The sequence below is a fragment of the Pedobacter sp. genome (assembly GCF_046462515.1).
Classification (GTDB): domain Bacteria; phylum Bacteroidota; class Bacteroidia; order Sphingobacteriales; family Sphingobacteriaceae; genus Pedobacter.
Genome location: NZ_JBKGVD010000004.1, coordinates 55,380 through 68,655, shown reverse-complemented (window position 1 = coordinate 68,655; position 13,276 = coordinate 55,380). Strand labels below are relative to the sequence as shown.

Sequence of the window (13,276 nt, the reverse complement as noted above, 5' to 3'; positions counted from 1 at the left end):
TTGAGTAAAATTAGAAATGAAGAAATTGTTCAGGTCATTATTACGGCGTAAACGCAAAAACGAATCATTCTTTAAATACACAATGGGCATTTTGCATTTATGGCTGGGGCTGTTATCGGGTATTGTACTGATGCTGGTATGCCTTAGCGGCTGCATCTATGCTTTCAAAAATCAGTTTTTTGATCTATATAACCGAGACAAGGTTTTTGTGAAAACAGAAACCGGAACTCCTAAAATTTCTCTCGATAAAATCAATGCCCGTTTTAAGATGGAAAACAAAATCTTGAAGTCTGTGATTATTCCCGAAAGTAGAGAGAGAAGTTATATCGTTGCTTACAGCAGTACTGTCAACAAAGCCCAGGTCCGTACGATTTATATTCATCCTTATAATGGCAAAGAGCTTGGCACTGCAAATCATAGTTTTAACACTTTCTTTGAAACCGTTCTGGAATTACATAGAAACCTGTTGCTTGGCGATGCAGGTAGGCAAATAGTGGGGGCTGCGGTATTGATGTTTGTTTTTTTACTGTTTTCGGGCCTGGTATTATGGTGCCCTAAAAAGTTGAAACAACTTAAACAGGCATTAACTGTAAAATGGAAAGCCAGGTTTTACCGCGTTAATTATGATTTACACAATACATTGGGTTTTTATAGTACAATATTTTTGTTATTTATAGCCTTAACCGGCTTGTATGTTACTTATCCATGGGTAAAAAACAGCTTAATTGTAAGTCTGGGAGGCCAGTCTATCAGTAATGCAGCTGGTTCGGTAAGTAAAGCAGATGAAACGGCTTTTAATAACATTCTAAAAGATATGTTAGACCGGCAAAATGAGATCTATACTTTAAAAGATGTAACACCTGTATCTTTGGATCAAATTATAGATCTTACGCAAGAAAGACTTCCATATGAAGGAACACTTTCATTGCAATTGCCCGACGATCAAAATCCAAGGTATGTGGTGCAGAAGAACAATAGTCAAAACTGGCTTGGCGCTTTATTGCCAGATGAAATGTCTTTTGACAAAGAAGGCAACTTTAAAACCTTACATCTTTTTAAACAAAAACCTCTGAACAAACAATTTACCGAGCTGGCTAAGCCTTTACATACTGGTGAGATTTTTGGTTTGAAAGGCATTATTTTTTACTTTATCGTATGTCTTATTGGTTGTTCGCTTCCACTCACAGGTTTTATCATCTGGTATAAAAAAGTAGTATAATAGCCTTAATAGACATCATTTCAACTAAATACGCAAAAATTGCCATATTGACTTATATTTGTAGCTATGACTAAAGAACAGTTACAAGATTTAAGAGATAGACTGGCTTCTCTGAGGAGGCATCTTTGACGTTGATGAATTACTTTATCAGATTAGCGAAGAAGAAAAAATAACACTTGATCCCAATTTCTGGGATAATCCTAAACGTGCCGAGCAAATATTAGCTGAAATTGCCGTTAAGAAAAAATGGACCACCGGATACGCCGAAGCAAATAATGCTTTAGAAGATACGGCTGTTTTATATGATTTTATGCAGAGTGGAGATGCTTCTGAAGAAGAAGTTGAAGAACAGTATAAAATTGCTTTAACCGTTATCGAAGAGCTCGAGCTTAAAAATATGCTGAACAGTAAAGAAGATCAGTTAAATGCTGTTTTGCAAATTACTGCAGGTGCCGGAGGTACCGAAAGTTGCGATTGGGCAAGTATGCTCATGCGCATGTATATTATGTGGGCAGAAAAAAACGGGTATAAAGTTTCAGAGCAAGACTATCAGGAAGGAGATGTGGCCGGTGTTAAAACAGTTACTTTAGAAATTAGCGGGGAATTTGCTTATGGTTATTTAAAGGGCGAAAACGGTGTGCATCGTTTGGTACGTATTTCACCTTTTGATTCAAACGCCCGTCGTCATACCTCTTTTGCTTCAGTTTATGTTTATCCTTTGGTTGATGATACCATAGAAATAGAAGTAAATCCTTCAGATATTGAATTTGAAACCTTTAGGTCGGGTGGTGCCGGTGGTCAAAATGTAAACAAAGTAGAAACAGCCGTTCGTTTGTACCATAAACCTTCAGGCATCATTATTAAAAATCAGGAATCGCGATCACAATTACAGAATAAAGAAAATGCAATACGCTTATTGAAATCTCAATTGTATGAAATAGAAATGCGTAAACGTATGGAAGCTACTGCCGCTATAGAAGGTAGCAAGAAAAAAATAGAATGGGGTTCTCAGATCAGGAGTTATGTTCTTGATGACAGAAGGGTAAAAGACCATAGAACCAATTATCAAACCTCTAATCCTGATGCTGTACTGAACGGTGAAATAAACGAATTTCTCAAAGCATACTTGATGGAATTTTAACGGTAAAAAGCCATGAAAAAAATTGCACTATTGATCTTATTTTCAACTACGATAGGCGTAAAAGCGCAGCAGAGATTGCCTTTATATGGAGCTGCGGTACCTGGGGCAAGACCTGTTCCTGCCGATTATACCGAACAAGCGCTTACCGATAATAACGGAGTACTGAAATTAAGCAAAGTAAGTAAGCCCGAGCTGGTTGTATATCAGCCAGCTAAAGCTAATGGTACGGCTGTGATCATTTGTCCGGGTGGGGGCTACAGTTTTCTTTCCATAGAGAAAGAGGGTTATGCCGTTGCAAAGAAATTGAATGAACTGGGCATAACGGCTTTCGTGTTAAAGTACCGTTTACCCAATAGTGCCGTTATGCAGGATAAAACTGCCGGACCTTTGCAAGATGCTTTACAGGCCATGTATCTGGTTAGAAAAAATGCAGCAGTTTGGGGTGTTAACCCCGAAAAAATAGGGGTTATGGGCTTTTCTGCCGGAGGTCATCTTGCAGCTAATCTGAGCGTTCATTACCATGATGCTAAAATTGAAAACAGTGGCGATATCAGTCTAAGACCTGATTTTACTATACTTATCTACCCTTTAATCAGTTTTGTTTTGCCTACGCATGCAGGTTCACTGAACAATTTACTGGGTGAAGAACCCGCTTTAGAGCAAAAACGATATTTTTCTGCCGAATTGCAAGTTACCGAACAGACACCACGTACGTTTTTGGTACATGCCAATAATGATGCGACAGTTCCGGTAAAAAACAGTATAGCTTACAATGAAGCGTTAACCAAAAAAGGCGTGCCATCAGAAATGCATATCTATGCTACCGGTGGCCATGGATTTGGTTTAGGAAATAAAAATTTGCCAGATAATTGGTTTGACAGACTTACAAACTGGTTAAAAATAAATAAGCTGATTTAGCGCTGTTTATCTTAATTTACAGCCAAGCCGGACAATATGATTAACGTAATGTTAATACTATGTAAAAATGGTGCTGTAAATCCGGTTTTCGTGCTAATTTTTAGCAAATTGCAAGTTATTATTTCAACAGCTTAAGGATATGGGCAAAAGGATTTTGGTTTGGTTTAGAAATGACCTTCGTTTGCATGATAACGAAATGTTAACAGAAGCAATTGCGAAGTCGGATGAGATTTTACCTGTTTATTTTTTTGATCCTCGCCATTTTGAAAAAACAGCTTATTTTACCCATAAAACAGGTCTAATCAGAACCCGTTTTCTGGTAGAAAGTGTTAATTCCTTAAGAGATTCTTTTACGAAACTAAACGGCAATATTTTAGTACTTAGGGGTAAGCCAGAAGAGCTGTTGCCAGAATTAGCCCTAAAATATGATATTACTGAAGTATACCACCACCGTGAAGTTGCCAGCGAGGAGACCCTGCTGAGTTCTAAAGTAGAAGATCTTTTATGGAAGCAAAAACTCAACTTGAAGCATTTTATAGGCCATACACTTTACAATAAAAAAGATCTCCCGTTTCCGGTTAAGGATATTCCTGATGTGTTTACGCAGTTCAAGAAGAAAACAGAACGCGATGCGGTTGTAAAACCCTGTTTTCTTACCCCGCAAAATATTCAATTTGTAGAAGTGGCCGATTGGGGTCAAATTCCAGAAGCAGAAGAACTTTTGCCATTGGCGGATTTTTCTCTGTTTACAAACAGCATTCCTCTTAAAGGAGGTGAACAGGAAGGCTTAACCCATCTTTACAATTACTTACATACCAGCGAAAATCTAGAACTCACCGCTGCTCTGGCGAAAAAAGCAGATGTGATTTCTGCGTTGTCTCCATGGCTTTCTTTAGGCTGCTTATCGCCAAGAGAGGTTTATTGGAAAATTAAAGAAGCAGAACGTATTCACGGGCCAAAACCTTTTTACAATCAGATTGTATTAGGTTTACTATGGAGAGATTATTATCGTTTCATGTTTAAAAAGTATGGAAATGCTTTTTTTAGAACTGGAGGTTTTGGAAAAGAAGAAGTGGTGATTGCGCCGGTACAGGTTAACGATAGCATAGCCCTGCAAAACTGGAAAGAAGGCAAAACAGATCAGCCGTTGGTAAATGAATATATGCTGGAACTTAAAAATACAGGTTTTATCAGTCATCAAGGTAGGCAACTTGTAGCTACTTACCTTATTCATGAACTGAAAGTATTGTGGATACTGGGTGCCTGGTATTTTGAAGAGACGTTGATTGACTATTGCCCTGCCAGCAATTGGGGTAATTGGGCCAGTATTGCCGGAGTAGGAAATGATGCAAAATTGAACGGGAATTTTGACTTTGAAAAACAATTAAAAAACCTTGCGCCTAAACGCACTTTTTCTTTACTTGCAGACTCGTAATTAGAGTGTAAAAGTATAAGTTTTCTTACATATTGAATAAATGTTAAGTTTCTTGTCTTTTGTAAAGGTAAAATTCTAATTTTGCATTACTTGTAGTAACAGAATATAAAAAATTAAATGGATAGTTTGTCTTATCTCAATGGCACAAATGCCGAGTATGTAGAAGCATTATATCAAAGCTATCAGCAAGATCCCAATTCAGTAGATTTTGGCTGGCAAAAATTTTTTGAAGGCTTTGATTTCGGACGTGGTGCAGATGCTGGAAATATTGCCAGTGAAGCACCGGAGCACTTTTTAAAAGAAATTAACGTATTAAACTTAATTAACGGCTATCGTCAAAGAGGGCATTTATTCACAAAAACCAATCCAGTAAGAGAAAGACGTAAGCACTTACCAACTTTAGCTATAGAGAATTTTGGTTTGGCAGAAAATGATCTGGAAACTGTGTTTAACTCAAGTGTAGAGTTAGGTATTGGCCCGGCTAAATTAAAAGATATTGTTGCCTTTTTAGAGCAAACCTACTGTGGTCCAATTGGTGTAGAGTACAAATATTTACGTACACCGGAGGTATTGTCGTGGCTTGAGCAAAAAATGGAGACCGAACACAACACACCTAAATTGTCTTTAGATGAAAAGAAAAGAGTGCTGAAGAAATTAAATGAGGCTGTTGTCTTTGAAAGCTTTTTGGGTACTAAGTTTTTAGGGCAAAAACGTTTCTCTTTAGAAGGAGCAGAAGCCCTAATCCCGGCTTTAGATTCTGTTATTGAAAAAGGAGCGGATCTTGGTATTGAAGAATTTGTGTTGGGTATGGCGCACAGAGGAAGATTAAATGTGTTGGCCAATATCATGCAAAAAAGCTATAAGGATATTTTTGCTGAGTTTGAAGGAAAAAGCTATAACCCTGAAACACCTTTTGGAGGTGATGTAAAATATCACTTGGGATATTCTACAGATGTAACTACCAATAAAGGCAAAAACGTACATTTAAGTTTATGTCCTAATCCTTCTCACTTAGAAACCGTAAATGGCGTGGTAGAAGGAATGTCGCGTTCTAAAATAGATTTTAAATACGGAGGCGATAACAGCCGTCTTGCACCGATATTGATTCATGGCGATGCATCTGTTGCCGGTCAGGGAATCGTATATGAAGTGATCCAAATGGCGGGTTTAGATGGATATAAAACCGGAGGTACGATCCATTTGGTTATCAATAACCAGATTGGTTTTACCACCAATTATAAAGATGCCCGTTCAAGTACGTATTGTACAGATATTGCTAAGGTTACACTTTCGCCTGTTTTTCACGTAAACGGAGATGATGTTGAAGCTTTGGTATATGCGATTAATTTAGCAATGGAATACCGCCAGAAATACAGAAATGACGTATTCATTGATATTTTATGCTACCGTCGTTATGGCCATAATGAATCTGATGAACCAAAATTCACACAGCCCTTATTATACAAAGCCATAGAAAAACATCCAAACCCTTTAAAAATCTATGTAGAGCAATTGATCAAAGAGGGTAAATTAGATGCAGACGGAGCCAAGAATTTAGAGAAAGAATTTAAAGCGCATTTGCAAAAATGTTTGGATGAAGCTAAAGAATATTCAGCAGGTTTAAATGATGTTAAATTTGGTGGCGCCTGGGCAGATATGAGATTGGCTACAGCTAAAGACTTTGATCAATCGCCAGATACTTCAGTTAAGAAAACCACCTTACTTGAAATCGCTAAGCGTATAGCTACACTACCAAGTAACAAGAAATTCTTTAGAAAAATTGAGAAATTATTTGAAGAACGTCTTAAAATGGCTACTTCTACCCATGTTTTTGACTGGGCTATGGGCGAGCAGCTGGCTTACGGCACCTTGCTTTCAGAAGGTAAACGTGTGCGGGTTAGCGGTCAGGATGTAAAACGTGGTACTTTCTCGCATCGTCATGCGGTATTAACTTTAGAAGATTCAGAAGAAGAATATACACCATTAAATCATATTTCAGATCAGCAGGCACCTTTTGATATTTACAACTCGCACCTGTCTGAATATGGCGTATTAGGTTTTGAATATGGTTACGCTATGGCTAATCCTAATGCATTAACTATTTGGGAAGCACAGTTTGGAGACTTCTTTAACGGAGCACAGATTGTAGTAGATCAGTATGTAGCCAGTGCAGAAACCAAATGGCAGAGAGAAAACGGTTTGGTGATGTTGTTGCCTCATGGTTATGAAGGACAGGGGCCTGAGCACTCATCAGCACGTATAGAGCGTTTCATGGAACTTTGTGCAGATTACAACATGCAAATTACCAACTGTACAACACCTGCAAACTTTTTCCATGCCTTACGCCGTCAGTTTAAACGTGATTTCCGTAAACCTTTGGTCGTATTTAGTCCTAAAAGCTTATTGCGTCATCCGCTTTGCGTAAGTCCGCTTGATGAATTTACGAGCGGTGGCTTTAAAGAAGTGATAGATGATGTAAATGTTAAACCGGCAAAAGTAAAACGCGTAGTTTTTTGTTCTGGTAAAATCTATTATGACTTACTTGAAGCGCAAAAAAATAATAAAAATGAAGAAGTGGCTTTAGTAAGAGTTGAACAATTATATCCAACACCGGTTGCACAAATGGAAGCTGTATATAAAAAATATACCCATGCAGAAGATGTGGTTTGGGTACAAGAAGAACCAGAGAACATGGGTGCATGGCCTTATTTGCTACGCAGGTTAAGAAAAACGACTTTATCAGCTATCGATGTAATTTCAAGAAAAGAAAGTAGCAGTACAGCAACAGGTTACGCTAAACAGCATGCCACACAGCAGGCCTACATCATTTCAACAACTTTTGAAATTCCTGTAAACAACGATATTAAAAAAACAGTAGCAAAAGCAACTAAAAAAACAGTAAATATAGATTAGTATAATTAGTTAGGATTTGTTTCCGGGTTAATAGATTATACGCGAACAAAACATACTTTAAAATTATGAGTTTAGAAATAAAAGTTCCGGCGGTAGGAGAATCAATTACCGAGGTAGTATTATCAAGATGGGTTAAAAATGATGGTGATTTTGTTGAAATGGATGAAATCATTGCCGAGTTAGAATCTGATAAGGCTACATTTGAATTAACTGCAGAAAAAGCAGGAACTTTAAAAATTGTTGCTCAGGAAGGTGATACATTAGAAATTGGTGCGGTAGTTTGTACAATAGAAGAAGGTGGAGCAGCTCCAGCAGCTAAAGAAACAGCAGCAGAAAAACCGGCAGAAGTTAAGGCTGAAGCTTCAGCTCAGGCTCCTGTTGCCGAGAAATCGGCAGAGAATTATGCTACAGGTACACCATCACCGGCAGCTGCTAAAATATTGGCCGAAAAAGGAGTGGATACAGGTAGTGTAAAAGGTACGGGGGTTGATGGCCGTATTACTAAAGCTGATGCTATGAAAGCAGAAGCTGGTAAAGCTCCGGCTAAAGCAGAAGCACCTAAGGCACCAGCACAACCAGCAATTACAGGTTCTCGCGATGAGCGTAGAGAAAAGATGTCGCCGTTAAGAAAAACAGTTGCTAAACGTTTGGTTGCGGTTAAAGCTGAAACAGCCATGTTAACTACATTTAATGAGGTTAACATGAAACCAATTATGGATCTTCGCTCTAAGTATAAAGATCAGTTCAAAGAAAAATATGGTGTTGGTTTAGGCTTTATGAGTTTCTTTACCAAAGCCGTAACAGAAGCTTTAAAAGATTTCCCTGCGGTTAACGCACGTATAGAAGGAGAAGAAATTGTTTACAATAACTTTGCGGATGTTTCTATTGCTGTATCTGCACCAAAAGGACTGGTGGTCCCGGTAATCAGAAATGCAGAAAGCAAATCTTTAGCTGAATTGGAAAAATCAGTGTTAGAACTGGCTTTAAAAGCACGCGAAAATAAACTCACCATTGAAGAGATGACAGGTGGAACGTTTACCATTACCAATGGGGGGGTATTCGGTTCAATGATGTCAACTCCGATCATTAACTCGCCACAATCGGCAATTTTAGGAATGCACAATATTGTAGAGCGTCCGGTGGCAGAAAAAGGAGAGGTCGTAATCAGGCCAATGATGTACATCGCTTTATCATATGACCACAGAATTATTGACGGACGTGAGTCTGTTGGTTTCTTGGTTAGAGTTAAACAATTATTAGAAGATCCGGCCAGATTATTATTGGGCGTATAAAATAATTTTATTTTCTTAAGAAAGGTTGTCTTAGAAAATCCAATGGATTTAAGACAACCTTTTTTATGACTGGTTATTATGAAGAAAATTTTCTTTTCGTCAGTACTGTTTTTTGTACTTGCCTTGCATGGTTTTGCCCAAACTGTTAATCAAAATGCAGGATGGCTTATGTTTTTAAATAGTACCAAAATAAATGATAAATGGGGCTTGCACTTTGATTTCCAGATGCAATCGGCCAATAACTGGGAATACCTGAGGCGTATTTTGGTAAGGCCGGGTATAACTTATTTTATCAATAAAAACCATCGGGTAACGGCGGGGTATTTATATAACCCTACTTACAACAGACTAATTGGAACTTCTAAAAATACATTAACTGAAAATACCATCTGGGAACAATACCTTATTGCCCATAAACTTTATGCTGTGGCTGTAACACACAGATTCAGGTTAGAACAGCGATTTATGGAACGCTCTAATGCAGATGGTTTCTTTATGCAACGTTTCAGATACTTCTTTAGGGTATTGCAACCTTTAAGTAAAAGCAAGGATACATTTAACCAGGGAATATATGCAGCTCTGCAGGATGAAGTATTCTTTAATGTTCAGCATAAAGAGCAGGTAAACGGTCGTTTGTTTGATCAGAACCGGGTTTTTCTTGCTTTAGGCTATCGTTTTTCTCCTAAAATAGATGCAGAAGCCGGTTATCTTAATCAGTACATTAAGGGCAGCTCAAATGCGGTAAGTAATCATGTAATACAGCTAAGTATAAATACCCGTTTTTAAAACCTTAAAGTGTAAAAGTTTATATAAAGTCATAAAAACTTATTTCTAATAATAGGACCTCTCTATTTCGCAAATTTGCGCGATGAAAAGAACGTTCATGTTGTTAATGATATTGGTTTTTGGCAGAAAGGTTTTTGCTCAAGAAGCTCCTCAAAATAAAAAAATAGGGAAAAGTATTTTTAATAAAGAAAGCACAAGAGATTTTTCACGAAAAGGTAACTGGTACGTGCATTGGGGATGGAATTTTTCATGGTACGATACAAGTAATATTACCTTTAAAGGTCCTGGATATGATTTCACTTTAAAAAATGTAAGTGCTAAAGACAGACCGTCTAAATTAGGTTTTGATTATATCAATCCTATGGAACTCACCACACCGCAGTTTGATTTCAGGTTTGGTTATTTTATCAATGATACTTATAGCATTTCATTAGGATGGGATCACATGAAATATGTGATGAATATCCCTCAAAAAGTAATGATAGATGGTTATATAAATCCTGTGGTTTCCAATCCGCAGATTGCTACGGGTAAATATGCAGGTGTTTACCATAATCAGGAAATTACCGTGCAGCCTGATATGCTCACTTTCGAACATACAGACGGGTTAAATTACGTAAGTGCAGAGTTGGAACGTTATGATGATATCTGGGTTGCTAAGAATAAAAAACAAATGCTTACCATGGAAACAGGAGCAGGGCTGGGTTTTGTTATTCCGCGATCGGATGTGAGGTTTTTTGGTGTAGGAGAGAATAATTTCTGGAATTTTGCAGGATATGGAATATCAGTAAAAGCAGGTTTAAAATTTAATGTAACCAGAAAACTATACTTCCAGAATGTAACCAAAGCAGGTTTTATAGATCTTGATAAGATTCATACCACAGGCCGCAACAGTATTGACGGAGCACAGCAAACCATCCGTTTTCTGGAGAATTATACCGCTATCGGCTTCCAGTTTTAAAGCAGATTAAATCACAGAATAAGAAAGAAAGGCTGGCTTTATTTAAAGCCAGCCTTTTAAAGTAAAACCTATTAAAAATCTATCAGGAATTCGGTATCAGTTATTGATATTAAACTTGTGTGTATTCAAAAATTAAATTCTTCTTACTTTACCACTGCCAAATGTTTTTTGTGTAACACTGGCGTTGCCTTTATAATTTATATTGCCCGAACCACTGATTAAAGCATCAATGTTGCCATTTGTGGTTACATTTACATTACCAGAACCGCTGATAACAGCAGACAGATCGCCTACCTCAAAGCCGGCTTTAGGTAAAGAACCTGATCCGCTTAAGGTAACAGAAGCATCATCCGCTTTTCCGGTTACATTTAAAGTACCCGAACCACTTACTACAGCATTCAGTTTATTTACATTTACTTTTATATTCATGTTTCCAGAACCGCTCAATGTAGCATTTAATACATCTTCGTTAAGGGTTCCATTAACAGTAATGCTACCATCGCCACTCATCACTAAGTTTCTGATTTTTTTGGCAGTTATATAAGCAACAATTTTCTTGCCCTGGTATTTTCTTGCCCAGCTGGTCCAGCTGATCTGAGGTCTGATGATCAAGGTAGAACCTTTAACTTCGCTCACCAAGGTTGATATGGCTTCCTGATCACCTTCAAATCTTAGACTTTCAGTGTTACCTAATGTAATTATAACTTGTAAGGGTCCGCCAGAAGCAACACCTTCAAAGTTTTTTACCTTTCTTTCATCGCCCGAAGTGGCTTGGGTAAATTTTGTATTTAAAGGCCATGCAGAAACATGATAGCTAGAAAAAGCCAGTCCTGTAGCAATTGCCGGTATCCATAGTGGTTTTAAAAACTTATGTATCATATTCGGTTTTTTCTATAAGACGGTTTTCATAGCTGAAATGTTGCATGAACAAAAAAATTATTCCGCTTTTTTAATGTTAATGTAGAAATTTGGTTCAGCCTTAAAGTTATCATTGCTAACAGACGGATCAACCGCTATAGATTTCCATTCGTTAGTTGGATATATTAAACTGTATGTATCAGTTTTCAATGAAACCTTGACAGGCATATCAAAACCACTTACATCAGTTAACCAGCGGTAAGCTAATTTACCATCACTGATCTTATATTCCAACGTAGGTATTTTACTGTGGCGCAGGTACTGATCAAACACTTTATCCAGTTTTAAGCCACTTTTCTGGGCAATATAATCTTCGATCTGTTTGGTGGTTACAGTTTGGTGGTAAAAGGTCGAACCTAATCCTCTTAGGATCTGTCTGAATTTTTCATCGTTATCAACCAGTTGTCTAATGGTATGAATAATATTAGATCCTTTATTGTACATATCCTGAGAACCTTCCTGATTCACATTATAAGGCCCAATAATAGGAGAACGGTTACCTATACCTCTTCTTAGACCTATTACATATTCGTTTCCAGCCTTTTTACCCTGTGTATAATCTACAAACAGGGTTTCAGAATAATCGGTAAAACCTTCATGTACCCACATATCAGCAATGTCTTTAGAAGTAATGTTATTACCAAACCATTCGTGACCCGATTCGTGAACAATGATATAATCCCAGCTTAAGCCATGACCAGTTCTACTAAGGTCTGAGCCCCTATAGCCTTTTTTGAAATCATTTCCATAAGCAACGGCACTTTGGTGCTCCATGCCTAAATGCGGGGCTTGTACCAGTTTATAACCATCTTTGTACCATGGATATGGACCAAACCAGTACTCGAATGCTTTTAGCATGGTTTTTACATCAGCATCCCAATGTGGGCGTGCTACGGCACTATCTTCTTTTAGCGCCCAGAAATCAAGATCTAATTTTCCTTTTTCGCCTTCAAAAGTATCTGTCCAGTGCGCATATTTTCCAATATAAAATGCAACGTTGTAATTGTTAATAGGATTAGCTACAAACCAGTTGGCCTGTTTATAACCATCTTTTTGCGGTTTTATGGAACGTAAGCGGCCATTAGCTACAATATCAAGCTCTTTAGGCGCACTTATACTGATCAACATGCTATCAACCTCATCACTTTGATGGTCTTTGTTAGGCCACCATACACTTGCTCCTAAACCTTGGCAGGCAACGGATACAAAAGGATTGCCTGATTTGTCTTTTCTGAAAATAAAACCACCATCCCATGGCGGATTCTTGGCAGATCTTGGTTTGCCACTATAAAAAACGGTAAAATTATCTTTCTTTCCTTTTTTTAATGTAGAAGGAAAGGTTACAAAAACTGCATTAGCTTCGCGGGTAAAAGGAACCGATTTACCTTTATATTCTACTCTTTCTACTTTAAGATTTTCAAAAAGATCGAATTGTAATTTATTAAAATCCTGCGTGGCCGTAAAGGCAAACAGGTTAGAGCCACTTACAGATTGGTTCTCTATATCTATTTTAACATCTAAGTGATAATAATTAATATCATAGCAGGTTCGCAGCGGAGTTAGCATGCCTCTTAAAGTATCTGCTTTTGTAAATTGCCTATCCCCCCTTAAAAGTTGGGCATTAGCCTGAAACGAAAGCATTAACATAAAAGCTAATGCTATTGATAAACAGGTTTTCTTCATCGTATGTTAT

Annotated in this window: 10 protein-coding genes; 8 read left to right on the top strand and 2 right to left on the bottom strand. The window is 37.6% G+C overall.

The annotated features are described in order from the left end of the window. Window positions 1-16: 16 nt before the first annotated feature. From ACLHG9_RS03820 to ACLHG9_RS03785, 8 genes are all read left to right on the top strand, one after another. The gene (locus ACLHG9_RS03820) at window positions 17-1,219 is read left to right on the top strand and encodes a PepSY-associated TM helix domain-containing protein (protein WP_410220199.1); all 1,203 of its coding nucleotides are present in this window, start codon (window positions 17-19) and stop codon (window positions 1,217-1,219) included. Between the two features lie 66 nt (window positions 1,220-1,285). Next, window positions 1,286-2,360, top strand: a protein-coding gene (prfB, locus tag ACLHG9_RS03815; RefSeq protein ID WP_410220198.1) for a peptide chain release factor 2 whose coding sequence is annotated in 2 segments (ribosomal slippage) — window positions 1,286-1,345 and window positions 1,347-2,360 — 1,074 coding nt in all. Because the reading frame shifts where the segments join, the coding sequence is not laid out codon by codon here. Between the two features lie 12 nt (window positions 2,361-2,372). Then, on the top strand, window positions 2,373-3,278 hold the full coding sequence (locus ACLHG9_RS03810; RefSeq protein ID WP_410220197.1) for an alpha/beta hydrolase: 906 nt from the start codon (window positions 2,373-2,375) through the stop codon (window positions 3,276-3,278). A gap of 139 nt (window positions 3,279-3,417) precedes the next feature. Beyond that, window positions 3,418-4,713 carry a DASH family cryptochrome gene (locus ACLHG9_RS03805; protein ID WP_410220196.1) on the top strand — a complete coding sequence of 432 codons (1,296 nt, stop codon included), beginning with the start codon at window positions 3,418-3,420 and terminating at the stop codon, window positions 4,711-4,713. Between the two features lie 117 nt (window positions 4,714-4,830). Beyond that, window positions 4,831-7,626, top strand: coding sequence for a 2-oxoglutarate dehydrogenase E1 component (locus tag ACLHG9_RS03800; RefSeq protein ID WP_410220195.1), 2,796 nt, complete (start codon window positions 4,831-4,833; stop codon window positions 7,624-7,626). 65 nt (window positions 7,627-7,691) lie between these two features. Then, window positions 7,692-8,918 carry a 2-oxoglutarate dehydrogenase complex dihydrolipoyllysine-residue succinyltransferase gene (gene odhB / locus ACLHG9_RS03795; RefSeq protein WP_410220194.1) on the top strand — a complete coding sequence of 409 codons (1,227 nt, stop codon included), beginning with the start codon at window positions 7,692-7,694 and terminating at the stop codon, window positions 8,916-8,918. A gap of 78 nt (window positions 8,919-8,996) precedes the next feature. After that, window positions 8,997-9,704: a DUF2490 domain-containing protein gene (locus tag ACLHG9_RS03790; protein ID WP_410220193.1), complete on the top strand. Its 708-nt coding sequence runs from the start codon at window positions 8,997-8,999 to the stop codon at window positions 9,702-9,704. Between the two features lie 82 nt (window positions 9,705-9,786). Then, window positions 9,787-10,665, top strand: coding sequence for a hypothetical protein (locus ACLHG9_RS03785; RefSeq protein WP_410220192.1), 879 nt, complete (start codon window positions 9,787-9,789; stop codon window positions 10,663-10,665). A 132-nt stretch (window positions 10,666-10,797) separates the two neighbouring features. On the opposite strand, the gene ACLHG9_RS03780 is transcribed toward ACLHG9_RS03785, so the two are convergent. Beyond that, on the bottom strand, window positions 10,798-11,544 hold the full coding sequence (locus ACLHG9_RS03780) for a head GIN domain-containing protein (RefSeq protein WP_410220191.1): 747 nt from the start codon (window positions 11,542-11,544) through the stop codon (window positions 10,798-10,800). 57 nt (window positions 11,545-11,601) lie between these two features. Beyond that, window positions 11,602-13,266: a M1 family metallopeptidase gene (locus ACLHG9_RS03775; protein WP_410220190.1), complete on the bottom strand. Its 1,665-nt coding sequence runs from the start codon at window positions 13,264-13,266 to the stop codon at window positions 11,602-11,604. Window positions 13,267-13,276: the final 10 nt, after the last annotated feature.